The sequence below is a fragment of the Streptomyces sp. NPDC091376 genome, assembly GCF_044757085.1.
In the GTDB taxonomy this organism is placed as follows: domain Bacteria; phylum Actinomycetota; class Actinomycetes; order Streptomycetales; family Streptomycetaceae; genus Streptomyces; species Streptomyces pratisoli.
The window spans coordinates 360,849-382,776 of sequence record NZ_JBIVUF010000007.1; the positions used below are offsets into that span (position 1 = coordinate 360,849).

Sequence of the window (21,928 nt, forward strand, 5' to 3'; positions counted from 1 at the left end):
GGACGGCTCAGAAGCCGGGCGGCTCCGTGTACGTCCCCCACTCGTCGCGCAGCACGCCGCAGATCTCCCCCATCGTGGCCTCGGCACGGACCGCGTCGAGCATCGGCTCGATCATGTTCGAGCCGTCACGGGCGGCGGCGAGCATCCTGTCCAGCGAGGCCTTTACGCGTGCGTCGTCGCGCTTCGCCTTGCGGTCGCCCAGGATGCGGACCTGCTCCCACTCGACCTCGTGGCTGACGCGGAGGATCTCCAGGTCGCCGGTGACCGAGCCGTGGTGGACGTTGACGCCGACGACCCGCTTGTCGCCCTTCTCCAGCGACTGCTGGTAGCGGAAGGCCGACTCCGCGATCTCGCCGGTGAACCAGCCGTCCTCGATGCCGCGCAGGATGCCGGAGGTGATGGGCCCGATGGGGTGCTTGCCGTCCGGGTGGGCGCGCAGTCCGCGCTCCTTGATCTGCTCGAAGATCTTCTCGGCGTCGGCCTCGATCCGGTCGGTGAGCTGCTCCACGTACCAGGCGCCGCCCAGCGGGTCGGCCACGTTGGCGACGCCGGTCTCCTCCATCAGCACCTGCTGGGTGCGCAGGGCGATCTCGGCGGCCTGCTCGGACGGCAGGGCCAGGGTCTCGTCGAGGGCGTTGGTGTGCAGCGAGTTGGTGCCGCCGAGGACGGCCGCGAGGGCTTCGACGGCCGTGCGTACGACGTTGTTGTACGGCTGCTGGGCGGTCAGCGACACACCGGCGGTCTGGGTGTGGAAGCGCAGCCACTGCGCCTTGTCGGTCTTCGCGCCGTAGACCTCCTTCATCCAGCGGGCCCAGATGCGGCGGGCCGCACGGAACTTGGCGATCTCCTCGAAGAAGTCGAGGTGCGCGTCGAAGAAGAAGGACAGTCCGGGCGCGAAGACGTCCACGTCCAGACCGCGGCTCAGGCCGAGCTCGACGTATCCGAAGCCGTCCGCGAGGGTGTACGCCAGCTCCTGCGCGGCCGTCGAGCCCGCCTCGCGGATGTGGTAGCCGGAGACGGACAGCGGCTTGTACGCGGGGATGGAGCGGGCGCAGTGCTCCATCAGGTCGCCGATGAGGCGCAGGTGCGGCTCGGGCTGGAAGAGCCACTCCTTCTGCGCGATGTACTCCTTGAAGATGTCGGTCTGGAGCGTGCCGTTGAGCACGGCCGGGTCGACTCCCTGGCGCTCGGCCGCGACCAGGTACATGCAGAACGCCGGGACGGCGGGGCCGCTGATCGTCATCGAGGTCGTGACGTCGCCGAGCGGGATGTCCTTGAAGAGGGTCTCCATGTCGGCGGCGGAGTCGATGGCGACACCGCAGTGGCCGACCTCGCCGAGCGAGCGCGGGTCGTCGGAGTCGCGCCCCATCAGCGTCGGCATGTCGAAGGCGACGCTCAGTCCGCCGCCGCCGGCGGCGAGGATCATCTTGTACCGCTCGTTGGTCTGCTCGGCGTTGCCGAAGCCGGCGAACTGGCGGATGGTCCAGGTGCGGCCGCGGTAGCCCGTCGGGTACAGACCGCGGGTGAACGGGTACTCGCCGGGCCATCCGATCCGCTCGAAGCCGTCGTAGGTGTCGCCGGGCCGCGGCCCGTAGACCGGCTCGACCGGATCACCGGAGAGCGTGGTGAAGTCGGCGTTCCGCTTCTTGGCGGTGTCGTACCGGGCCTGCCAGCGGCGGCGGCCCTCGTCGATGGCGTCAGCGTCCATGCCCTCAAATTTACTTGGACGTCCTAGTAAATGTCGATGGCAGACCGCCGTACGTGTCGTACGGCGGTGGGATTACGCCTTGGCGACCGCGGGGACAGGGCCTGCGACCAGCGGCTCTACCGAGCGTGTGACCTTGCGCTCCACGAAGAAGGCGGCGAAGGGGATCGTCCCGGAGAGCAGCACCCACAGCAGCTTGCCGAACGACCACTTGGCCTTGGAGCCCAGGTCGAAGGCGAAGACCAGATAGATGATGTAGAGGATGCCGTGCGCCTGGGAGACGGCGAACGTGACGTCCTCACCCGTGTCGAAGCCGTACTTGAACACCATGCAGGTGCACAGCACGAGCAGCATGACGGCGGTGACGTAGGCCATCACCCGGTAGCGGGTCAGGACGCTCTTCTTCATGCCGACGAGCGTAACGACCCACTTCGGGCGATCTTGCAGCGGGTCGGGCCCCCGGCTCAGCCTTCGTCGAAGTCGTGCGCGGCGACCCTGAGCGGCCGCAGCAGGGCGAAGATCTCCCCGCACTCCTCGGAGTCGTACGCCCCGAGCCCGAAGTCCATCGCCATCAGATCGCCGGTGGCCGCCTCGACGACCTCACGGCCCTTCTCGGTGATGGAGGCGAGCGTGCCGCGGCCGTCGTTGGGGTTGGGGCGCTTGGCGACCAGACCGGACTTCACCAGCCGGTCCACCGTGTTCGTCACGGAGGTCGGGTGCACCATCAGCCGCTCCCCGATCTTCGACATCGGCAGCTCTCCGGCCTTGGAGAAGGTGAGCAGCACCAGCGCCTCGTAACGGGCGAAGGTCAGTCCGTACGGCTTGACCACGGCGTCGACCTCGGCGAGCAGGATCTGCTGCGCGCGCATGATCGAGGTGATCGCGGCCATCGAGGGCACGGGGCCCCAGCGCTGCTGCCAGAGCTCATCGGCTCGGGCGATGGGGTCGAAGGGGAGGCTGAGCGGCTTCGGCACGGCACCGACCTTACCCACTGGTCACATGCTGGTCAGCCCTGTCTCGAACTTCGGTACCGGACCGCTGCCGGACCACTGCCGGGCCCCGTGCGGAGCCCGGCAGGAGGGTCGTCAGGAGGACTCCGCCGACAGATGCCGCTCGACGGTCTCGACCTTGCTCGTCAGGCCGTCCGTGACACCGGGCCTGATGTCCGCCTTGAGGACGAGGGAGACACGCGGGGCGCGGGCCTCCACGGCCGCGACGGCGCGCTTGACGACGTCCATGACCTCGTCCCATTCACCTTCGATCGAGGTGAACATCGCGTCCGTGCGGTTCGGCAGCCCGGACTCGCGGACGACGCGGACGGCGTCGGCGACGTACTCACCGACGTCCTCGCCCACGCCGAGCGGGCTGACGGAGAAGGCGACGATCATGCGCTCACCTTGCCCTCGCGACGGGCGCGGGCGGCGATGACGGCGTCCTCGGCGGCGCGCTTGAGCTTGCGCTCGGCGAAGAAGCCGCCGAAGGGCAGGACGGAGAGCACGAAGTAGAGCGCGGCCGTCTTGATGTCCCACTTGGTGCGGTTCCAGGCGTCCAGCCAGAAGACCACGTAGAGGATGAAGAGGACGCCGTGGATGGCGCCCATGACCGGAACCGCGTTGAACTCCGTCGTGCGCTTGAGCACAGAGCAGACGAGCAGCAGCAGGAACGACACGGCCTCCGGCGCCGAGACGAGCCGGAGGCGGTGGAGGGCGGAGGCGGTCTTGAAGTCCACGAAAAGCACCTTCGGTGGAGGGGGCGATGGTCTTGTGAACGCACGCACAAGCGGTTCCATTGTGGCATCGCGCTTTCCCGGTTCTTTACCCGGGTGGGCTCGGGGACGGGTCGGGGTCAGGTTCATTCAGGAGGGCCTGTCCGGGAACGCACCCTGCCCAGTACCTTCACTCCGTGGCAATGTTCCGACTTCAAGGCAGCAAAGTGCTCGCCGTCGACATGACCGGGGACTCCGTCAAGGCGAAGAACGGGTCGATGGTCGCGTACGACGGCCAGATGAACTTCAAGAAGCTCTCCGGCGGCGGTGAGGGCATCCGCGGCATGGTGACCCGCCGGCTCACGGGCGAGCAGATGACCATGATGGAGGTGAAGGGCCAGGGCACCTGCTATTTCGCCGATCGCGCGTCCGAGATCAATCTCGTTTCGCTGCACGGCGACAAGCTGTACGTGGAATCGAGCAATCTGCTCTGCACGGACGGCGGACTGCGCACCGGCACCAGCTTCACCGGGCTGCGCGGCGGCGCCACCGGCAACGGTCTCTTCACGACGACCATCGAGGGCAGCGGCCAGGCGGCGATCATGTCGGACGGCCCGGCCGTGGTGCTGCGGGTGACGCCCCAGTACCCGCTCGCCGTCGACCCGGGCGCCTATGTCGCGCACCAGGGCAATCTCCAGCAGAACTTCCAGTCCGGGGTCACGTTCCGGACGCTCATGGGCGAGGGCGGCGGCGAGGCCTTCCAGATCCGGTTCGAGGGCGACGGGCTCGTGTACGTACAGCCGAGCGAGCGGAACACCATCGGAGGAGACGTCTGATGCCGTTCCGTGAGATCAACTCGAAAGTGGTCGAGGCGACGGTGGTCCCCGGCCAGAAGATGTTCAGCCAGCGCGGCGCGATGCTCGCGTACAAGGGTGAGGTCTCCTTCACCCCGAACACGGCGGGCGGCCAGGGCGGTCTGATGTCGATGATCGGACGGCGGGTGGCCGACGAGGCGACACCGCTGATGACCGTCGAGGGCTCAGGGACCGTGATGTTCGGCCACGGCGGCCACCACATCCAGGTCATCGGCCTGACCGGCGACACCCTCTATGTCGAGGCGGACCGGCTGCTCGCCTTCGACGGCACGCTGCAGCAGGGCACGATGTTCATGGGCTCGCAGGGCGGGGTCATGGGCATGGTGCGCGGCCAGGTCACCGGCCAGGGCCTGTTCACCACCACCCTGAAGGGGCACGGCGCGGTCGCGGTCATGGCGCACGGCGGAGTGATCGAACTGCCGATCACCCCCGGCCGGCCGGTCCATGTCGACCCGCAGGCGTACGTCGCGCACCACGGCGACGTACGGAACAAGCTCTCCACCGCGCTGGGCTGGCGCGACATGGTGGGGCGCGGCTCGGGCGAGGCGTTCCAGCTGGAGCTGAGCGGCAGTGGTGCGGTCTACGTCCAGGCGTCGGAGGAGAAGCTGTGAGCACGCCCGTGGTTCTTGACCCGATGACCCTGCCGAGCGACGACAACGTCAATCCGTACACCTTCTGCGTGGAGCTCAAGGGCTCGCAGTGGTTCCTGCAGAAGGGCAAGATGATCGCCTACTACGGGCGCATCGACTTCAACGGGATCGGCCACGGCCGGCTGGACCGGCTGATGCGTACGAGCTTCCACTCGCCGCTGCACGCGAGCGACTGGGTGGTAGCCGAGGGCAGCGGGAAGATGCTGCTCGCGGACCGGGCCTTCGACGTCAACTCGTTCGACCTGGACGAGGGCAATCTGACGATCCGGGCCGGGAACCTCCTCGCGTACCAGCCGACGCTGGCCCTCAAACAGTCGATCGTGCCGGGCTTCCTGACGCTGATCGGCACGGGGAAGTTCGTGGCGGCGTCGAACGGGCCCGTCGTGTTCCTGGAGCCGCCGATCCGGGTGGACCCGCAGGCACTGGTCGGATGGGCGGACTGTCCGTCGCCGTGTCACCACTACGACCACGGGTACATGAGCGGGGTCATGGGCGGTCTGCGGCAGCTGTCCGGGATCGGCGGGGCGTCCGGCGAGGAGCACCAGTTCGAGTTCGTGGGCGCCGGGACGGTGCTGCTGCAGTCGACCGAGACGCTCATGCCCGAGCAGGCGACGGGCACGGTGCCCCATGCGGACGGGGTGCCGGGCGGGGGTCACGGCGGCCACGGAGCGCCTGGTCAACACGGGTCCTCTCCTCGCCTCCCCGGTCAACTGGGGGACCTCCAGCGTCGCTTCGGCTTGTGAGCGGTAGGCTGCGGAGTGTGACATCGAACGTGTGCGCCCTTGGCGGGGGAACCTGGACGCCGGATGTCACGGCCAATGTCACTACCCCCACCTTCGTCCGGATTTCAACTTCTTAGGGTAGTATCCATATATGGAGACCGAGACTGCCACGCGCTGGCTGAGCGATACGGAACAATGTGCCTGGCGCACGTATCTGGACGTCAATCGGCTGCTGACGTATCAGATGGAGAAGGACCTCCAGCCGTTCGGCCTGACCAACAACGACTACGAGATCCTCGTCAATCTCTCCGAGTCCGCCGACCGGCGCATGCGGATGAGCGATCTTGCGGGGGCCACGCTCCAGTCGAAGAGCCGGCTCTCCCACCAGATCACCCGCATGGAGAACGCGGGACTGGTCCGCCGGGAGAACTGCGAATCCGACCGTCGCGGGCTGTACGCCGTGCTCACCGACCAGGGCATGGAGACGATGCAGAAGGTCGCGCCGCACCACGTCGAGTCCGTGCGCCAGCACTTCATCGACCTGCTGTCGCCGGAGGCGCTCGCCGACCTCCACGAGTCGCTGAGGCCGGTGGCGGAGCATCTGCGCGGCCGCCGCGGCAGGATCTGACGGGGTCCGCCTCCCCCGCCGGACCCCACGCCGCGCGAGCGACGACCGGCCTCGGACCGGCCGCCGGGCAGCGCCGCCCGGGCGTGGTCCGGCGCGGCCCTGAGCGGTCCGGATGAGCGGTCCGGGTGAACGGTCCGGATGAGCGGTCCGGGATGAGCTGACCCCGGCGCGGACCCTCCCGGCCGGGCGGGTCAGGAAGCCGTGGGCAGGCGGAGCTCGAAGAGTGCGCCGCCCCCGGGGGCGCTGGAGACGGTCAGGGTGCCGCCGTGGCGGTGGGCCACGTCACGGGCGATGGCGAGGCCCAGACCCGCGCCGCCCGCGTCGCGCGTGCGGGCGGCGTCGAGACGTACGAAGCGCTCGAAGATCCGCTCACGCTCGGCTTCCGGCACGCCCGGACCGTCGTCCGCGACCGCCAGCACGACCCCGTCGGCACCCGCACGCCGCACGGTCACCGAGACCTCGCTGCGCGCGTGCCGCTGCGCGTTGTCGAGCAGATTCCCGAGCACCCGCGCCAACTGCCCCCGCGATCCGACCACGTCCACCGCCTCGTCGGCGGCGAGGGTCACCTTCACGTTCACCGGCAGCCGGTCGGCCGCGCCCCGCCGGGCCACCTCCTCGTGGACCATCGCCACCGGATCGAAGCGCGCCTGCCCGGGCCGCTCCCCCGCGTCCAGCCGGGCCAGCAGCAGCAGATCGGCCGCCAGCTGCTGCAGCCGTACGGTGTCGGCGACCGCACCGGGGACGTCCAGCAGGTCCGGGTGCGCGGCGCCCACCTCCAGCTGGGTGCGCAGCGAGGCGATCGGGCTGCGCAGCTCGTGCGAGGCGTCCGCGACGAAACGCCGCTGGCGCTCGACCGAGGCCTCCAGCGCGGCGAGCGTCTCGTTGGTGGTACGAGCCAGCCGGGCCACCTCGTCGCGCGAGTCCGGCTCGGGCACGCGCCGCGACAGGTCCTCGGAGGCGGTGATCGCCGCCATCTCGGCCCGGATGCCCTCGACGGGCCGCAGCGCGCGCCGCGTCACCAGCCAGGTCACGCCCCCGACGACGAGCAGCAGCACGGGCAGGCCGATCAGCATCGCGTCGCGCACCGTGCCGACCGCGCGCTGCTCGGTGGTGAGCGGCACCCCGGCGTACACGGTGACGGTGTCGCCCGCGCCGTCCGTCGCGCGTACCGCCGCGAAGCGGTACTCCGCCGTCTTCCCGTCCACCGTCGCGGTGCCGTTGCGGAGCCTCGGTTCGTCGTCGTCCCCGTCCCCGCCGTCGTCGCCGCCCGACGGGGTCAGGGAGATCGCCTGCAGGTCCTCGCCCGCGGCCAGTACGCGGCCGTCCTCGTCGATCACCCGTACGGGACTGTCCTCGCCGTCCGGCAGGTCCAGCCGGTAGTACGCGACACCGCGGTCGATCTGCGTGGCGACGTCCCGCGCGGCGACCTCGGCCTGGAGCCCGGCCTGGCCGGTGAGATTCGCCCGCAGGACGAGCACCACGGCCAGCCCGGCGGCGATCAGCGCGGCGGCGACGACGAGCGTGGCGCCGAGCGCGGCCTTCGCCCGTACCGACGTCACCGGTCCGCCAGCCGGTAGCCGGCGCCGCGCACCGTCTGGATCGCCGAGGGGCCCAGCTTGCGGCGCAGCGCGCTGACGTACACCTCGACGATGTTCGGGTCGCCGTCGTAGGCGAAGTCCCACACGTGCTCCAGGATCTCCGGCTTGCCGACCACTTCGCCGGGCCGCAGGGCCAGCTGTTCCAGTACGGCGAACTCCTTCGCGGTCAAGGCGACTTCCTCCTCCCCGTGGTGCACACGGCGGGTGGCGGTGTCGACGGTGAGCCCGCCGGCGCGGAGCACGGGCGAGGCGGCCCCGGCGCGGCCGCGGCGGCGCAGCAGTGCCTTGACGCGGGCGACGAGGACGACGTACGAGAACGGCTTGGTCAGATAGTCGTCGGCGCCGGTGTCGAGGCCCTCGGCCTCGTCGTACTCGCCGTCCTTGGCGGTGAGCATCAGGATCGGCACGTCATTGCCGGCGGCGCGGAGGGCGGCGCAGACGCGGTAGCCGTTCAGCCCCGGCAGCATGATGTCGAGGACGACGAGGTCGTACGCGTCCTCGCCGGCGCGGTGCAGCCCTTCCAGGCCGTCGTGCACCACGTCCACGGCGAAGCCCTCCGCGGTGAGCCCCCTGGCGAGGGACAGCGCGAGTCGCTTCTCGTCCTCCACGATCAACAGCCTCATGGGCACAGGGTCGCAAACGGAACCTGAAGGCGCCTTCAGGCGCCTTCAGGTGGGCTTCAGCGTCGCCCGGGCAGTGTGGTCCCCGTGATCACAGACGTCATCACGACCAGTCACCGGAAGGTACGACTCATGAAGCGACGCAAGCTGACCATCGCGGTCCTCACCGCAGCTGTCCTCGCCGGCGGCGGAACCGCCACCGCGTTCGCCGTCTCGCACGGGAGCGGGGACGACGACGGGAACGGCGGCACCGTGAAGGTCACGGTCACGGATGCCATCGACTCGGCTCTGCGCGCCGTGCCCGGCACGGTCACCAGCGCCGGGCTGGACGACTCCGCATGGGAGATCGACGTCCACGGCAAGGACGGCGTCTGGCACGACGTGACGCTCGACGCGACCACGGGCAAGGTCAGGGAGGACGAGCGCTCGGACAGCGACGACCGCGCCCCGTCCCCCACGGACGCCCCGGTCTCCGCCTCCGTCGCGGCCCGGGCCGCCACCAAGGCCGTGCCGGGCACGGTGACCTCCATCGACCTCGACCACAGGCACAGCGCCGACGGACTGGTCTGGGAGGCGGACGTCCGGGGCAAGGACGGCCGGCACCACGAGCTGACGGTGGACGCGAGGACGGAGAAGGTCACCGTGGAGTCGCCGGACCACGACTGACCCGGCCCCTCGACCGGAGCCCCGCGCCGGCCGGCCCGATCGCCGGTCCACCGCGCGGGGCCCGGACGGGCATGATGACCGAGGCACACGGCCCCGCCCCCGAAGCCCTGCCCCGGGCTATTCGCCCGTGAGGCCCGCGACCAGTTCGTCCGCCGCCGCGTACGGGTCCAGTTCGCCCGCGACGATGCGTGTCGCGAGTGCGTCGAGGCGGCGGTCGCCGCGGAGGTCGCCGATGCGTTCGCGCAGGGCCGTGACCGCGATGGTCTCGACCTCGTGGGCCGCGCGGCGGGCGCGGCGCTCCGTGAGGACGCCGTGTTCCTCCATCCAGGCGCGGTGCTTCTCCAGGGCCTCGACGACCTCGTCGATGCCCTCCGCCCGCGCCGCGACCGTCTTCACGATCGGCGGCCGCCAGTCACCCGGCGCCCGGGACTCGCCCAGCCCGAGCATGTGGTTCAGCTCGCGGGCCGTCGCGTCGGCGCCGTCACGGTCCGCCTTGTTGACGACGTACACGTCGCCGATCTCCAGGATGCCCGCCTTCGCGGCCTGGATCCCGTCGCCCATGCCGGGCGCGAGCAGCACCACCGACGTGTCGGCCTGGGAGGCGATCTCGACCTCCGACTGGCCGACGCCGACCGTCTCGACGAGCACCACGTCGCAGCCGGCCGCGTCCAGGACGCGGATCGCCTGGGGCGCGGCCCAGGCGAGACCGCCCAGATGACCGCGGGTGGCCATCGAGCGGATGTACACGCCGGGGTCGGAGGCGTGCTCGGACATCCGGACCCGGTCGCCGAGCAGCGCCCCGCCGCTGAACGGGGAGGACGGGTCGACGGCCAGGACGCCGACCCGCTTCCCGGCCCGCCGGTACGCCGTCACCAGCGCCGAGGTGGACGTCGACTTCCCGACGCCCGGCGAACCGGTCAGGCCCACCACGTACGCACCGCCGGTCAGCGGCGCCAGCTCCGCCATGACCTCGCGGAGCTGCGGGGACGCCCCCTCGACGAGCGAGATCAGCCGGGCCACGGCCCGCGGCCTGCCCTCCCTCGCCTGGGCGACCAGCTGGGGGACGTCCACCATCGTGCGTGCTCCTTCGTGGGTCGTCAGTTGCCGGGTACGCGGACGATCAGCGCGTCGCCCTGACCGCCACCGCCGCACAGCGCGGCCGCGCCGACCCCGCCGCCACGCCGCTTCAGCTCCAGCGCCAGGTGCAGGACGAGACGCGCACCGGACATGCCGATCGGGTGGCCCAGGGCGATCGCACCACCGTTGACGTTCACCTTTTCCGGGGATACCCCGAGGTCCTTCATCGACTGCACGGCGACCGCGGCGAACGCCTCGTTGATCTCGATGAGGTCGAGGTCGGAGACCTCGAGGCCCTCCTTCTTCAGCGCGTGCGCGATCGCGTTGGACGGCTGGGACTGGAGCGAGTTGTCCGGGCCCGCGACGTTGCCGTGCGCACCGATCTCCGCGATCCACTCCAGGCCGAGTTCCTGGGCCTTGGCCTTGCTCATCACGACGACCGCGGCCGCGCCGTCGGAGATCTGCGAGGACGTCCCCGCGGTGATCGTGCCGTCCTTGGTGAACGCGGGGCGCAGCTTGCCGAGCGACTCGGCGGTGGTCTCGGCGCGGATGCCCTCGTCCTGGCTGAAGAGGACCGGCTCGCCCTTGCGCTGCGGGATCTCGACGGGCGTGATCTCGGCCTCGAACAGGCCGTTCTTCTGCGCCGCCGCGGCGCGCTGGTGGGACAGCGCGGCGATCTCGTCCTGCTCGGGGCGGGCGATGCCGAGCCGCGTGTTGTGCTTCTCCGTCGACTCGCCCATGGCGATGCCCTCGAAGGAGTCGGTCAGACCGTCGTACGCCATCGCGTCGAGCATCTCGATCGCGCCGTACTTGAAGCCCTCACGGGACTTCGGCAGCAGGTGCGGCGCGTTGGTCATGGACTCCTGGCCGCCGGCGACGACGACGTCGAATTCACCCGCTCGGATCAGCTGGTCGGCGAGCGCGATCGCGTCGAGTCCGGAGAGGCAGACCTTGTTGATGGTCAGCGCCGGGACGCTCATGGGGATGCCGGCCTTGACGGCGGCCTGCCGGGCCGGGATCTGCCCGGCGCCGGCCTGCAGCACCTGGCCCATGATCACGTACTGCACCTGGTCGCCGCCGATCCCCGCCCGGTCCAGCGCGGCCTTGATGGCGAAACCGCCCAGATCGGCGCCGGAGAAGGACTTCAGGGACCCGAGCAGCCGCCCCATGGGCGTGCGTGCCCCGGCGACGATCACGGAGGTGGTGCTGTTCGTTCCAGTCATGAGAGGGGTTCCCCTTCCAGCGCGGCGGCTGAGGAGTGAACGAGGGTTTACTCGAACTGTACTGAGCGGTACGCGTTCGGGTCACCGGCCGACCGGTGTGATCGCGCGCACGTTGCGTAATCACCGCCGGGAGCGCTGCACTGGAGCCATGCTGACGCGAATCGACCACATCGGGATCGCCTGTTTCGACCTCGACAAGACCGTCGAGTTCTACCGGGCCACGTACGGCTTCGAGGTCTTCCACACGGAGGTCAACGAGGAGCAGGGCGTACGGGAGGCCATGCTCAAGATCAACGAGACCTCGGACGGCGGCGCCTCCTACCTCCAGCTGCTGGAGCCCACCCGCGAGGACTCCGCCGTGGGCAAGTGGCTGGCGAAGAACGGCGAGGGCGTCCACCACATCGCCTTCGGCACGGCGGACGTCGACGGCGACGCCCAGGCGATCCGGGACAAGGGGGTAAGGGTGCTCTACGACGAGCCGCGCATCGGCTCGATGGGGTCCCGGATCACCTTCCTGCACCCCAAGGACTGCCACGGTGTCCTCACCGAACTGGTCACTTCCGCCGACCCGTCCTCAGCCGAGCACTGAACGACACGAATCCCGGCCCGGTAGAGTGGGCCGCTCCGGGCCGGGGCCGGGACCGGAGCCGCGCCGCGGCTCGTGGTTGACGTATCTGATCTGACACCATTCCCCGGGGGGCCGTTCACCGCGAACGGTTCTCGTCTGAGTTGAGTTGCGACCAGGGGACGGATGGGACCGCGCAGTGCGGGGCTACGAACGCCAGGAGAGCCACCGAGCTGACGACGACCACCTCTCGCGGTTCGAAGCCGAGATGGACCGGCTGAAGACCGAGCGGGAGAAGGCCGTCCAGCACGCCGAGGACCTCGGATACCAGGTCGAGGTGTTGCGCGCCAAGCTCCACGAGGCGCGCCGCTCCCTCGCGTCCCGTCCCGCGTACGACAGCGCCGACCTCGGATACCAGGCCGAGCAGCTGCTGCGCAACGCCCAGGTCCAGGCCGACCAGCTGCGCTCCGACGCCGAGCGCGAGCTGCGTGACGTCCGTGCGCAGACGCAGCGCATCCTCCAGGAGCACGCCGAGCACCAGGCGCGGCTCCAGGCGGAGTTGCACGCCGAGGCAAATCAGCGCCGCCAGCGCCTGGACCAGGAGCTGGCCGAGCGCCGCCAGACCGTCGAGGCGCACGTCAACGAGAACGTGGCCTGGGCCGAGCAGCTCCGCGCCCGCACCGAGTCCCAGGCCCGCAGGCTGCTCGACGAGTCGCGCGCGGAGGCCGAGCAGGGTCTGGCCGCGGCCCGGAGCGAGGCCGCCCGGGTCGCCGAGGAGACCCGGCATCGGCTCGGCTCCGAGGCGGAGTCCGCCCGCGCGGAAGCCGAAGCGATCCTGCTGCGCGCCCGCAAGGACGCCGAACGGCTGCTGAACGCCGCGTCCAACCAGGCCCAGGAAGCCACGAGCCACGCCGAGCAGCTGCGCTCCACCACCACCGCCGAGTCCGACCAGGCACGCCAGCAGGCCACGGAACTCAGCCGGGCCGCCGAGCAGCGGATGCAGGAGGCCGAGGAGAAGCTGCGCGAGGCCCGCGCGGAGGCCGAGAAGGCCGTCAGCGAGGCCAAGGACGCCGCCGGCAAGCTGCTCGCGAGCGCCGAGTCGGCGAACGAGCAGCGCACACGTACCGCCAGGTCGGAGATCGCCCGTCTGGTCGGCGAGGCCACCAAGGAGGCCGAGACCCTCAAGGCCGACGCCGAGCAGTCGCTCGCGGACGCCAGGGCCGAGGCGGAGAAGCTCGTCGCGGAGGCCGGCGAGAAGGCCCGTACGGTCGCCGCGGAGGACTCCGCCGCTCAGCTCGCGAAGGCGGCCCGTACCGCGGAGGAGGTCCTGGACAAGGCCTCCGAGGACGCCAAGGCCACCACGCGCAAGGCCACCGAGGAGGCCGAGCGGATCCGCCGCGAGGCCGAGGCGGAGGCGGACCGCCTGCGCGGTGAGGCCCACGACACGGCCGAGGAACTCAAGGGCGCCGCGAAGGACGACACCAAGGAGTACCGCGCCAAGACGGTCGAGCTGCAGGAGGAGGCCCGCCGGCTGCGCGGCGAGGCCGAGCAGCTGCGCGCGGAGGCGGTCGCCGAGGGCGAGCGGATCCGCGGCGAGGCGCGCCGTGAGGCCGTCCAGCAGATCGAGGAGGCGGCAAGGTCTGCCGAAGAGCTGCTGACGAAGGCGAAGGCCGACGCCGACGAGGCGCGTTCCAAGGCCACCACGGACAGCGAGCGGGTCCGCACGGAGGCCATCGAGCGGGCCACGACGCTGCGCCGGCAGGCCGAGGAGACGCTGGAGCGCACTCGCGCCGAGGCGGACCGGCTGCGTGCCGAGGCCGAGGAGCAGGCCGACGAGGCGAAGGCGGCCGCCGAGCGCGCCGCCGCCGAGGTGCGCGAGGAGACCGAGCGCGGGGTCGCCGCCCGTCAGGCCGAGGCGGCCGACGAGCTGACCCGGCTGCACACGGAGGCGGAGTCGCGTCTCGCGTCCTCCGAGGAGGCGCTGACCGGGGCGCGCGCCGAGAGCGAGCGGATCCGCAGGGAGGCCGCGGAGGAGACCGAGCGGCTGCGCACCGAGGCCGCCGAGCGGATCCGTACGCTCCAGGCACAGGCCGAACAGGAGGCCGAACGGCTGCGCGACGAGGCCGCTTCGGACGCCTCGGCGTCGCGGGCCGAGGGCGAGTCCGTGGCCGTACGGCTGCGCACCGAGGCCGCCACGGAGGCCGAGCGGCTCAAGTCGGAGGCGCAGGAGAGCGCCGACCGGATCCGCAGCGAGGCCGGGGCCGCCGCCGAGCGGGTCGGCCAGGAGGCGACCGAGGCGCTCGCCGCCGCGCAGGAGGAGGCCAACCGGCGCCGCCGGGAGGCCGAGGAGACGCTCGGCGCGGCCCGTACGGAGGCCGACCAGGAGCGGGAACTGGCCCGCGAGCAGAGCGAGGAACTGCTCGCCTCGGCCCGCAACCGGGTCGAGGAGGCGCAGACCGAGGCCCAGCGGCTGGTCGAGGAGGCGGACCGGCGGGCCACCGAGATGGTGTCGGCGGCCGAGCAGACCGCCCAGCAGGTACGGGACTCCGTCTCCGGTCTGCAGGAGCAGGCCGAGCAGGAGATCACCGGGCTGCGCAACGCCGCCGAGCACGCGGCGGAGCGCACGAGGACCGAGGCGCAGGAGGAGGCGGACCGCGTCCGCGCCGACGCCTACGCGGAGCGGGAGCGGGCCGCCGAGGACGCGGGCCGTGTCCGGGCCCGCGCCGACGAGGAGGCGGAGGCCGCCCAGTCGCTCGCCGAGCGGACCATGGCCGACGCGATCTCCGAGTCGGACCGGCTGCGCGCGGACACCGCTGAGTACGCCCAGCGGATGCGTACGGAGGCGTCGGACGCGCTCGCCTCCGCGGAGCAGGACGCGTCGAGGACCCGGGCCGAGGCCCGCGAGGACGCCAACCGCATCCGCTCCGAGGCCGCGGCGCAGGCCGACCGGCTGGTGGGCGAGGCGACGAGCGAGTCGGACCGGATCACCACCGAGGCCACGGAGCTGCTGTCGCTGGCCGAGCAGGACGCGACCCGGCTGCGTACCGAGGCCGAGCAGGTCAGGGCGGACGGCGAGCGCGAGGCCGAGGACCTGCGCGCGGCCGCCCGCGCCGACGGCGAGCGGGTGCTGGACGAAGCCAGGAAGGCCGCGGACAAGCGCCGCGCCGACGCGGCCGAGCAGGCCGACCAGCTCATCGCCGAGGCGGCCGCCGAGGCCGAGCGGCTGCGGGCCGAGGCGGCCGAGACCGTGGGCTCCGCCCAGCAGGCCGCCGAGCGCATCAGGACCGAGTCGGACCGGGTGCGTTCGGACGCCGAGAGCGCGGCCGAGCAGATGCGTGCGGAGGCCCGCGAGGAAGCCGACCGTACGCTCGACACGGCCCGTCAGGACGCGGCGAAGCGCCGTGCCGACGCGGCCGAGCAGGCCGACCAGCTGATGGCGAAGGCCCAGGAGGAGGCGCTGCGCGCCACCACCGAGGCCGAGTCGCAGGCCGACACGATGGTCGGCGCGGCCCGCAAGGAGGCCGAGCGGCTGGTCGCCGAGGCGACCGTCGAGGGCAACTCGCTGGTGGAGAAGGCCCGTACGGACGCCGATGAGCTGCTGGTGGGGGCGCGCAGCGACTCGACCGCCATCAGGGAGCGCGCGGACGAGCTGCGGACCCGCGTCGAGGGCGAGGTCGAGGAACTGCACGAGCGGGCCCGCCGGGAGTCCGCCGAGCAGATGAAGGCCGCGGGCGAGCGCTGCGACCAGCTGGTGAAGGCGGCGCAGGAGCAGCAGACCGAGGCCGGGGCGAAGGCCAAGGAGCTGGTGTCGGACGCCAATTCGGAGGCCGGCAAGGTGCGGATCGCCGCGGTGAAGAAGGCCGAGGCGCTGCTCAAGGAAGCCGAGCTGAAGAAGGCCGAGCTGGTGCGCGAGGCCGAGAAGGTCAAGGCGGAGGCGGAGCGCGAGGCCGAACACATGATCGCGGAGGGCAAGCGGGAGCTCGATGTGCTGGTGCGCCGGCGCGAGGACATCCAGGCGGAGATCTCCCGGGTCCAGGACGTTCTGGAGGCACTGGAGTCGTTCGAGGCGCCGGGCGGCGGCAAGCCGGGGTCCAACAGCGGGTCCGGCGGGGTCAAGGCGGGGGCGACAGCGGGGGTTACACGTTCGAGTGGCAAGTCCTCCGACGGCTAGCCACTCAAAAGGCTGGACATTCTCCATATCAAACGGGCATCCGCTCGATGACACGCCGCCTCGGCGCCTAGGATTCCCCCTATCACCTCACCGGTCTCATTCGACAGGAACCCCATGAGCGACACTTCCTCCCCCTTCGGCTTCGAGCTCGTGCGGCGTGGGTACGACCGCGGTCAGGTGGATGACCGCATTACCAAACTCGTCGCCGATCGTGACAGTGCTCTTGCACGGATCACCTCTCTGGAAAAGCGCATCGAGGAGCTCCACCTCGAGACGCAGAATGCCCAGGCCCAGGTCAACGACGCGGAACCGTCGTACGCGGGACTGGGTGCGCGTGTCGAGAAGATCCTCCGTCTCGCCGAGGAGGAGGCGAAGGACCTGCGCGAGGAGGCCCGTCGCGCCGCCGAGCAGCACCGTGAGCTCGCCGAGTCGGCGGCCCAGCAGGTGCGCAACGACGCGGAGGCGTTCGCGTCCGAGCGCAAGCAGAAGGCCGAGGACGAGGGCGTCCGCATCGTCGAGAAGGCCCAGGGCGAGGCGAACTCGCTGCGCACCGACGCGCAGAAGGACGCGCAGTCCAAGCGCGAGGAGGCGGACGCGCTCTTCGAGGAGACCCGCGCCAAGGCCGCCCAGGCCGCCGCGGACTTCGAGACGAACCTGGCGAAGCGCCGCGAGCAGTCCGAGCGTGACCTGGCGTCGCGTCAGGCCAAGGCGGAGAAGCGGCTCGCCGAGATCGAGCACCGGGCCGAGCAGCTTCGCCTGGAGGCCGAGAAGCTGCGCACGGACGCGGAGCGCCGGGCGCGTCAGACCGTCGAGACCGCGCAGCGCCAGGCCGAGGACATCGTGGCGGACGCGAACGCGAAGGCGGACCGTATCCGCAGCGAATCGGAGCGCGAGCTGGCGGCGCTGACGAACCGTCGCGACTCCATCAACGCCCAGCTGACCAACGTCCGCGAGATGCTGGCCACGCTGACGGGTGCGGCGGTCGCCGCGGCGGGTACGCCTGCCGACGACGAGCCGATCTCCCGGGGTGTGCCGGCGCAGCAGACCCGCTGACGCGTCGCTTCCCACGTCCGTGCCCGGCGCCTCCACGGCGCCGGGCACGGGCGTTTGCTGTTGCGTCCTCGTCCTCGTCGCCGCCCTCGTCGCCGCCCGCGTCGTCGTCCCGTCCCGGACTCCGTTCCGGCCCGGGCGCGGAGGGCAACCGTCGGGGCACGGCGGCGTCATCCTCCGGTTACCCAAAGCGGTGGCGCAGGGCATCCGCCGCCCGTAGCGTGAACGCATGATCGAGCTCGAGGGTCTCAGCAAGCGCTTCGGCGCCAAGGTCGCGGTCGACCATCTCACCTTCAAGGTGCGACCTGGCGTCGTGACCGGCTTTCTCGGGCCGAACGGCGCGGGCAAGTCGACGACGATGCGCATGATGCTGGACTTGGACAACCCCACGAGCGGGACGGTCCGGATCGACGGCAAGCACTACCGGGACCTTCAGGAGCCGCTCAAGTACATCGGCGCACTGCTGGACGCGAAGGCGATGCACGGCGGCCGCAGCGCGTACAACAATCTGCTCTGCCTGGCCCAGGCGAACCGGATCCCGGAGAGCCGCGTGGCCGAAGTCCTCGACCTGGTCGGGCTGACGGCAGTGGCCAGGAAGAAGACGAAGGGTTTCTCCCTCGGCATGGGCCAGCGGCTGGGAATCGCCTCCGCGCTGCTCGGCGATCCGGAGATCCTGATGTTCGACGAGCCGGTCAACGGACTCGACCCCGAGGGAATTCACTGGATCCGCAATCTGATGCAGCAGCTCGCCGCCGAGGGGCGGACGATCTTCGTTTCCTCGCATCTGATGAGCGAAATGGCCCTCACCGCGGGACACTTGATCGTCATCGGCCAGGGCCGACTGCTCGCGGACACGTCGATGGCCGATTTCATTCATCAGAATTCGCGCAGTTACGTCCGGCTGCGTTCCCCCCAGCAGGAGCGGCTGCGGGACGTCATCCACGAGTCGGGACTGACTGCCGTCGAGGCCGGCAACGGCACGCTGGAGGTCGACGGCGCCACCACGGAACGGCTCGGTGAGCTGGCCGCGGAGCACCGGATCGTGCTCCATGAACTGAGCGCCCAGCGTGCCTCGCTGGAGGAGGCGTTCATGCAGATGACGGCGAGCGCGGTGGAGTACCACGCCCATTCCGCCCCCGGTTCCGGCCCCCAGTGGGCCCCGCGCGACAAGGGAGCCTGACCCATGGCCTCGGTACCCGCCGTTCTCCGGTCCGAGTGGACCAAGATCCGCTCGGTCGCCTCCACCACCTGGACCCTGGTCAGCGCCTTCGCCGTGACGGTCGCCCTCGGTGGCCTGCTGTCGGCGCTGCTGTCCTCGAACTTCGACGACCTGCCGGCGCCGGAGCGCGCCACGTTCGACCCGACGCTCATCAGCTTCTCCGGAATGGCGCTGGGCCAGCTCGCGATGGTCGTCTTCGGCGTGCTCGTCGTCGGCACCGAGTACAGCTCGGGCATGATCCGCACCTCGCTCGCCGCCGTGCCGCAGCGCGCGACCTTCCTCTTCAGCAAGGTCGTGGTGGCCGGGGTGCTGGCGCTGCTCGTCGGAATGGCGACGAGCTTCCTCAGCTTCTTCCTCGGCCAGGCCCTGCTCGGTGAGCACGGCACCTCGATCGGCGAGGAGAACGTGCTGCGCGCGGTGATCGGCGGCGGGCTGTACATGAGCCTGATCGCGATCTTCTCGATGGGCGTCGCGGCGATGCTGCGCAGCTCGATGCTGTCGCTCGGCATCCTGATGCCGTTCTTCTTCCTGGTCTCCCAGATCCTGGCGGCCGTTCCGTACGCGAAGGACGTGGCCCGTTACTTCCCGGACCAGGCGGGCTCGAAGATCATGCAGGTGGTGCCGCAGGCGATGAACAGCGCGGAGGCTCCGTACGGTCCCTGGGGCGGCCTCGGCATCATGCTCATCTGGGTGGCTGTGGCACTGCTCGGAGGATTCCTGGTGCTCAAGCAGCGGGACGCCTGATCCGCCACATGTGGGACTCGTGCAGCATGGCTGGAACCGTCAAGCCGCGGATATCCTCCTAACTCTTACGGGGGCCTGCGGCCGCAGCATGGTCCGTGCCCCGACGACCTGACCTGTCGATGGGGCTGGAGTAATGATCGAGGCAGTCGGCCTGACAAAGCGCTACGGCGCCAAGACGGCCGTGTACAACCTTTCCTTCCAGGTACGACCCGGTGCCGTCACCGGCTTCCTCGGGCCCAACGGCTCCGGCAAGTCGACGACCATGCGCATGATCCTCGGACTTGACCAGCCGACTTCCGGCCATGTCACGATCGGTGGCCATCCCTTCCGGAGCCTGCCCAACGCACCGCGCCAGGTCGGGGCGCTGCTGGACGCCAAGGCCGTGCACGGCGGGCGCAGCGCGCGCAATCACCTGCTGTCGCTCGCCCAGCTGTCCGGTATCCCGGCCCGGCGGGTCGACGAGGTCCTCGGCGTCGTCGGGCTGCAGGAAGTCGCCAAGCGGCGTTCCAAGGGCTTCTCGCTCGGTATGGGGCAGCGGCTCGGGATCGCGGCGGCGCTGCTGGGCGACCCGCAGGTGCTGCTCTTCGACGAGCCGGTCAACGGACTCGACCCCGAGGGCATCCTCTGGGTGCGCAATCTGATGAAGCAGCTGGCCGCCGAGGGCCGCACCGTGTTCGTCTCCTCGCATCTGATGAGCGAGATGGCCCTCACCGCCGACCACTTGATCGTGATCGGGCGCGGGCAGCTGCTCTCGGACATGAGCATCAAGGACTTCATCTCGCACAACTCGGCCGACTTCGCCCGGGTGCGGACGCCGGCGACCGAGCCGCAGCAGCGGGAGAAGCTGACGAGCGTCCTCACCGAGGCCGGCGGCCAGGTCATGCCGGAGCCGGACGGGGGGCTGCGGGTGACGGGGCTCGCGCTGCCCGCGATCAGCGATCTGGCGCACGGCGCCGACGTACGGCTGTGGGAGCTCTCACCGCACCAGGCCTCGCTGGAGGAGGCGTACATGCGGATGACGCAGGGCGCCGTGGACTACCGCTCGACGGACGACCAGAAGGCCGGTCTGATGCAGCAGCCGCCGATGGGGTACGCCCCGCCGGCGCAGCCGGTCGTCGTGCCCGAGGTGCCGCAGCAGGGCTGGTACGCCCCGCCGCCGCCCGGCCAGAACCCGTACGCGACTGCCCCGGCGCCCGTCCCGGCCGGCGCACCGGCCGCACCCCAGGTCGCGCCTCCCGCCGCCCCGCCGGCCGAGGCCGCGCCCGCCCCGGCGCCCGCGACCGCCCCCGCAGACCTGACCAAGAGCAACACCGAGGACGCCTGATGACGACCCCGTACCAGCAGCAGGGCGCGCACCCGCAGGCCGCTTACTCCCCGGCCGCCTACCCGCAGGCCGGGTACGACTCCCCGATTCCCGTGCGGGCCGCGCACCTCGGCGATGCGCTCGCCTCCGAGTGGACCAAGATCCGTTCGGTCCGGTCCACGATGTGGACGCTCGGCGTCATGATCGTGCTCATGGTGGGCATCGGCCTGCTCTCCGCCTTCGCCGTGTCCGCCTCCGACGCCCGGCTGGGCGAGGAGTCGGTCCTCAGCCTCGGCTTCTTCGGCGTTCTGCTCGGCTCGATCTGTGTGATCACGCTCGGCGTGCTGACCATCGCCTCCGAGTACGGCACCGGAATGATCCGGACGACCCTGACCGCCTGCCCGAGCCGCGGCCGGGTGCTGACCGCGAAGGCGATCGTCTTCTTCCTCCTGGTCTTCGTGATCACGTCCGTAACCGCCGGGATCGTCGGCGCACTGCAGACGTCGATCGTGACCGGCGGCGTCAACACCGGTGAGGACTGGCTCCGGGCCACCGTGGGCGCCGGCCTGTACGTCGCGCTGCTCGGTCTGCTCTCGCTCGCCGTCGGGGCGCTGATCCGGCACTCCGCGGGTGCGATCACGATCATGATCGGCCTGGTGCTGCTGCCGCTGGTCCTGGCGCTGTTCATGTTCTCGCCGTCGCTGCGCGAGGTGCAGGAGGCGCTCTTCGAGTACTCGATCCCGAGCCAGCTCGGCGTGCTGTACAGCGCACCGGTCACGAACTCGGGACCGACCGGCTGGGACCCGCTGTTCATCATGCTGGGGGCCACGGTCGTCGCGCTGGTGGGCGCCGGCTTCTCCCTCGCCAGGCGCGACGTCTGATTCCTGTCCGGTACGCGGTGGCCGCCGCTCAGTACCGGGGAGCGTTACGGGACCGCTGCACCCGGGAGGTGCGGCGGTCCTTCGCGTTCCAGCACGCCTTGTGCCAGTGGCGCCGGTCGTCCACGCCGCCGTACTCCGGCCAGGCCACCACGTGCGGCGTCCCGGACGGGATCTCCTGGTCGCAGCCGGGGCAGCGGTAGCGCTTGCCCGCCGCGCTCGCCCCGGCGACCAGCCGGACCCGCCAGTCCTCGCCCTGCCAGTTCTCGGACCGCTCCAAGCCGCCGTAGCGCTCGCCCGCCTCGCTCGCGCGGTCGGTCGGCTTCTCGCCGCCACGGGGGCGGTTCCGGCGCGGGGACACGTGGCACCTCAGGGGGGCAGAGCGGACAGTTCCTCATCAGCCTACGGTCCCCGGCCCCGGGTAGGCGCCCCGTACGACGCCGGAGCACGGCACCCACAGGGGCCAGTTACCGGAAAATCGCAACAACTTCACGTGGGGCCGTGCCCTTGGCACGTGTCAGACGTTGTT

22 protein-coding genes are annotated in these 21,928 nt (G+C 71.0%); 12 read left to right on the forward strand and 10 right to left on the reverse strand.

Annotation, left to right across the window (positions count from 1 at the left end):
• Positions 1 to 7 precede the first annotated feature (7 nt).
• The 5 genes from ACIQMR_RS18010 to ACIQMR_RS18030 form a co-directional block, all read right to left on the reverse strand.
• Positions 8 to 1,708, reverse strand: a complete 1,701-nt coding sequence (locus tag ACIQMR_RS18010) for a methylmalonyl-CoA mutase (RefSeq protein WP_401387646.1) — start codon at positions 1,706 to 1,708, stop codon at positions 8 to 10.
• Between the two features lie 72 nt (positions 1,709 to 1,780).
• The gene (locus ACIQMR_RS18015; protein WP_401387648.1) at positions 1,781 to 2,113 is read right to left on the reverse strand and encodes a DUF3817 domain-containing protein; all 333 of its coding nucleotides are present in this window, start codon (positions 2,111 to 2,113) and stop codon (positions 1,781 to 1,783) included.
• A 56-nt stretch (positions 2,114 to 2,169) separates the two neighbouring features.
• Positions 2,170 to 2,679: a MarR family winged helix-turn-helix transcriptional regulator gene (locus tag ACIQMR_RS18020; RefSeq protein WP_401387651.1), complete on the reverse strand. Its 510-nt coding sequence runs from the start codon at positions 2,677 to 2,679 to the stop codon at positions 2,170 to 2,172.
• 111 nt (positions 2,680 to 2,790) lie between these two features.
• Positions 2,791 to 3,093 (reverse strand): MTH1187 family thiamine-binding protein, encoded by a 303-nt coding sequence (locus tag ACIQMR_RS18025; protein ID WP_266383360.1) that lies wholly within the window; start codon positions 3,091 to 3,093, stop codon positions 2,791 to 2,793.
• Positions 3,090 to 3,434, reverse strand: a complete 345-nt coding sequence (locus ACIQMR_RS18030) for a DUF3817 domain-containing protein (protein ID WP_401387655.1) — start codon at positions 3,432 to 3,434, stop codon at positions 3,090 to 3,092. Before ACIQMR_RS18030 ends, ACIQMR_RS18025 begins: the two co-directional genes overlap by 4 nt.
• Before the next feature lie 179 nt (positions 3,435 to 3,613).
• Between ACIQMR_RS18030 and ACIQMR_RS18035 the strand changes: the two genes are divergently transcribed.
• The 4 genes from ACIQMR_RS18035 (at position 3,614) to ACIQMR_RS18050 (ending at position 6,285) form a co-directional block, all read left to right on the forward strand.
• Positions 3,614 to 4,246, forward strand: a complete 633-nt coding sequence (locus ACIQMR_RS18035; protein WP_401387908.1) for an AIM24 family protein — start codon at positions 3,614 to 3,616, stop codon at positions 4,244 to 4,246.
• Positions 4,246 to 4,896 carry an AIM24 family protein gene (locus tag ACIQMR_RS18040; RefSeq protein WP_401387658.1) on the forward strand — a complete coding sequence of 217 codons (651 nt, stop codon included), beginning with the start codon at positions 4,246 to 4,248 and terminating at the stop codon, positions 4,894 to 4,896. The genes ACIQMR_RS18035 and ACIQMR_RS18040 overlap by 1 nt, the downstream gene beginning before the upstream one ends.
• On the forward strand, positions 4,893 to 5,678 hold the full coding sequence (locus ACIQMR_RS18045) for an AIM24 family protein (RefSeq protein WP_266383350.1): 786 nt from the start codon (positions 4,893 to 4,895) through the stop codon (positions 5,676 to 5,678). The genes ACIQMR_RS18040 and ACIQMR_RS18045 overlap by 4 nt, the downstream gene beginning before the upstream one ends.
• Before the next feature lie 130 nt (positions 5,679 to 5,808).
• On the forward strand, positions 5,809 to 6,285 hold the full coding sequence (locus tag ACIQMR_RS18050; RefSeq protein WP_401387661.1) for a MarR family winged helix-turn-helix transcriptional regulator: 477 nt from the start codon (positions 5,809 to 5,811) through the stop codon (positions 6,283 to 6,285).
• 191 nt (positions 6,286 to 6,476) lie between these two features.
• Here the strand turns inward: ACIQMR_RS18050 and ACIQMR_RS18055 are convergent, their stop codons facing one another.
• Both ACIQMR_RS18055 and ACIQMR_RS18060 read right to left on the reverse strand, forming a co-directional pair.
• Entirely contained in the window at positions 6,477 to 7,844 is a 1,368-nt protein-coding gene (locus ACIQMR_RS18055) for an ATP-binding protein (RefSeq protein ID WP_401387664.1), read from the reverse strand.
• Positions 7,841 to 8,506 (reverse strand): response regulator transcription factor, encoded by a 666-nt coding sequence (locus ACIQMR_RS18060; RefSeq protein WP_401387667.1) that lies wholly within the window; start codon positions 8,504 to 8,506, stop codon positions 7,841 to 7,843. The genes ACIQMR_RS18055 and ACIQMR_RS18060 overlap by 4 nt, the downstream gene beginning before the upstream one ends.
• A gap of 129 nt (positions 8,507 to 8,635) precedes the next feature.
• On the opposite strand from ACIQMR_RS18060, the gene ACIQMR_RS18065 reads away from it, so the two are divergent.
• On the forward strand, positions 8,636 to 9,169 hold the full coding sequence (locus ACIQMR_RS18065; protein WP_401387670.1) for a PepSY domain-containing protein: 534 nt from the start codon (positions 8,636 to 8,638) through the stop codon (positions 9,167 to 9,169).
• Positions 9,170 to 9,286: 117 nt separating this feature from the next.
• Here ACIQMR_RS18065 and meaB read toward each other — a convergent pair whose 3' ends face one another.
• Together meaB and ACIQMR_RS18075 are read right to left on the reverse strand one after the other, a co-directional pair.
• Positions 9,287 to 10,243 (reverse strand): methylmalonyl Co-A mutase-associated GTPase MeaB, encoded by a 957-nt coding sequence (meaB, locus tag ACIQMR_RS18070; protein WP_385474708.1) that lies wholly within the window; start codon positions 10,241 to 10,243, stop codon positions 9,287 to 9,289.
• A gap of 23 nt (positions 10,244 to 10,266) precedes the next feature.
• The gene (locus ACIQMR_RS18075) at positions 10,267 to 11,469 is read right to left on the reverse strand and encodes an acetyl-CoA C-acetyltransferase (RefSeq protein ID WP_401387674.1); all 1,203 of its coding nucleotides are present in this window, start codon (positions 11,467 to 11,469) and stop codon (positions 10,267 to 10,269) included.
• Positions 11,470 to 11,617: 148 nt separating this feature from the next.
• Here ACIQMR_RS18075 and mce point away from each other — a divergent pair, with 148 nt between their 5' ends.
• From mce to ACIQMR_RS18110, 7 genes are all read left to right on the forward strand, one after another.
• On the forward strand, positions 11,618 to 12,058 hold the full coding sequence (gene mce / locus ACIQMR_RS18080) for a methylmalonyl-CoA epimerase (RefSeq protein WP_266383329.1): 441 nt from the start codon (positions 11,618 to 11,620) through the stop codon (positions 12,056 to 12,058).
• Positions 12,059 to 12,233: 175 nt separating this feature from the next.
• A complete protein-coding gene (gene scy / locus ACIQMR_RS18085; RefSeq protein ID WP_401387678.1) occupies positions 12,234 to 16,205 on the forward strand; it encodes a polarized growth protein Scy in 3,972 nt (1,323 codons plus the stop codon).
• 114 nt (positions 16,206 to 16,319) lie between these two features.
• A complete protein-coding gene (locus ACIQMR_RS18090; protein ID WP_401387680.1) occupies positions 16,320 to 17,258 on the forward strand; it encodes a cellulose-binding protein in 939 nt (312 codons plus the stop codon).
• Positions 17,259 to 17,484: 226 nt separating this feature from the next.
• Positions 17,485 to 18,435: an ABC transporter ATP-binding protein gene (locus ACIQMR_RS18095; protein ID WP_266383320.1), complete on the forward strand. Its 951-nt coding sequence runs from the start codon at positions 17,485 to 17,487 to the stop codon at positions 18,433 to 18,435.
• 3 nt (positions 18,436 to 18,438) lie between these two features.
• Complete coding sequence (locus tag ACIQMR_RS18100; RefSeq protein WP_401387683.1) at positions 18,439 to 19,218, forward strand: ABC transporter permease; 780 nt, start codon at positions 18,439 to 18,441, stop codon at positions 19,216 to 19,218.
• Positions 19,219 to 19,351: 133 nt separating this feature from the next.
• The gene (locus ACIQMR_RS18105) at positions 19,352 to 20,542 is read left to right on the forward strand and encodes an ABC transporter ATP-binding protein (protein WP_401387686.1); all 1,191 of its coding nucleotides are present in this window, start codon (positions 19,352 to 19,354) and stop codon (positions 20,540 to 20,542) included.
• A complete protein-coding gene (locus ACIQMR_RS18110) occupies positions 20,542 to 21,402 on the forward strand; it encodes an ABC transporter permease subunit (RefSeq protein ID WP_401387689.1) in 861 nt (286 codons plus the stop codon). The genes ACIQMR_RS18105 and ACIQMR_RS18110 overlap by 1 nt, the downstream gene beginning before the upstream one ends.
• Positions 21,403 to 21,430: 28 nt before the next feature.
• On the opposite strand, the gene ACIQMR_RS18115 is transcribed toward ACIQMR_RS18110, so the two are convergent.
• Positions 21,431 to 21,760: an ATP/GTP-binding protein gene (locus ACIQMR_RS18115; protein WP_401387692.1), complete on the reverse strand. Its 330-nt coding sequence runs from the start codon at positions 21,758 to 21,760 to the stop codon at positions 21,431 to 21,433.
• Between the last annotated feature and the right edge of the window lie 168 nt (positions 21,761 to 21,928).

Excerpts from the sequence above, each read along its gene's own strand:
- ACIQMR_RS18025 (WP_266383360.1), bottom strand. The coding sequence starts at position 3,093 with ATGATCGTCGCCTTCTCCGTCAGCCCGCTCGGCGTGGGCGAGGACGTC.
- ACIQMR_RS18095 (WP_266383320.1), top strand. The coding sequence starts at position 17,485 with ATGATCGAGCTCGAGGGTCTCAGCAAGCGCTTCGGCGCCAAGGTCGCG.
- ACIQMR_RS18015 (WP_401387648.1), bottom strand. The coding sequence starts at position 2,113 with ATGAAGAAGAGCGTCCTGACCCGCTACCGGGTGATGGCCTACGTCACC.
- ACIQMR_RS18010 (WP_401387646.1), bottom strand. The coding sequence starts at position 1,708 with ATGGACGCTGACGCCATCGACGAGGGCCGCCGCCGCTGGCAGGCCCGG.
- ACIQMR_RS18050 (WP_401387661.1), top strand. The coding sequence starts at position 5,809 with ATGGAGACCGAGACTGCCACGCGCTGGCTGAGCGATACGGAACAATGT.
- ACIQMR_RS18035 (WP_401387908.1), top strand. The coding sequence starts at position 3,614 with ATGTTCCGACTTCAAGGCAGCAAAGTGCTCGCCGTCGACATGACCGGG.
- ACIQMR_RS18090 (WP_401387680.1), top strand. The coding sequence starts at position 16,320 with ATGAGCGACACTTCCTCCCCCTTCGGCTTCGAGCTCGTGCGGCGTGGG.
- ACIQMR_RS18100 (WP_401387683.1), top strand. The coding sequence starts at position 18,439 with ATGGCCTCGGTACCCGCCGTTCTCCGGTCCGAGTGGACCAAGATCCGC.
- ACIQMR_RS18105 (WP_401387686.1), top strand. The coding sequence starts at position 19,352 with ATGATCGAGGCAGTCGGCCTGACAAAGCGCTACGGCGCCAAGACGGCC.
- ACIQMR_RS18040 (WP_401387658.1), top strand. The coding sequence starts at position 4,246 with ATGCCGTTCCGTGAGATCAACTCGAAAGTGGTCGAGGCGACGGTGGTC.
- ACIQMR_RS18075 (WP_401387674.1), bottom strand. The coding sequence starts at position 11,469 with ATGACTGGAACGAACAGCACCACCTCCGTGATCGTCGCCGGGGCACGC.
- mce (WP_266383329.1), top strand. The coding sequence starts at position 11,618 with ATGCTGACGCGAATCGACCACATCGGGATCGCCTGTTTCGACCTCGAC.
- ACIQMR_RS18060 (WP_401387667.1), bottom strand. The coding sequence starts at position 8,506 with ATGAGGCTGTTGATCGTGGAGGACGAGAAGCGACTCGCGCTGTCCCTC.
- meaB (WP_385474708.1), bottom strand. The coding sequence starts at position 10,243 with ATGGTGGACGTCCCCCAGCTGGTCGCCCAGGCGAGGGAGGGCAGGCCG.
- ACIQMR_RS18065 (WP_401387670.1), top strand. The coding sequence starts at position 8,636 with ATGAAGCGACGCAAGCTGACCATCGCGGTCCTCACCGCAGCTGTCCTC.
- ACIQMR_RS18110 (WP_401387689.1), top strand. The coding sequence starts at position 20,542 with ATGACGACCCCGTACCAGCAGCAGGGCGCGCACCCGCAGGCCGCTTAC.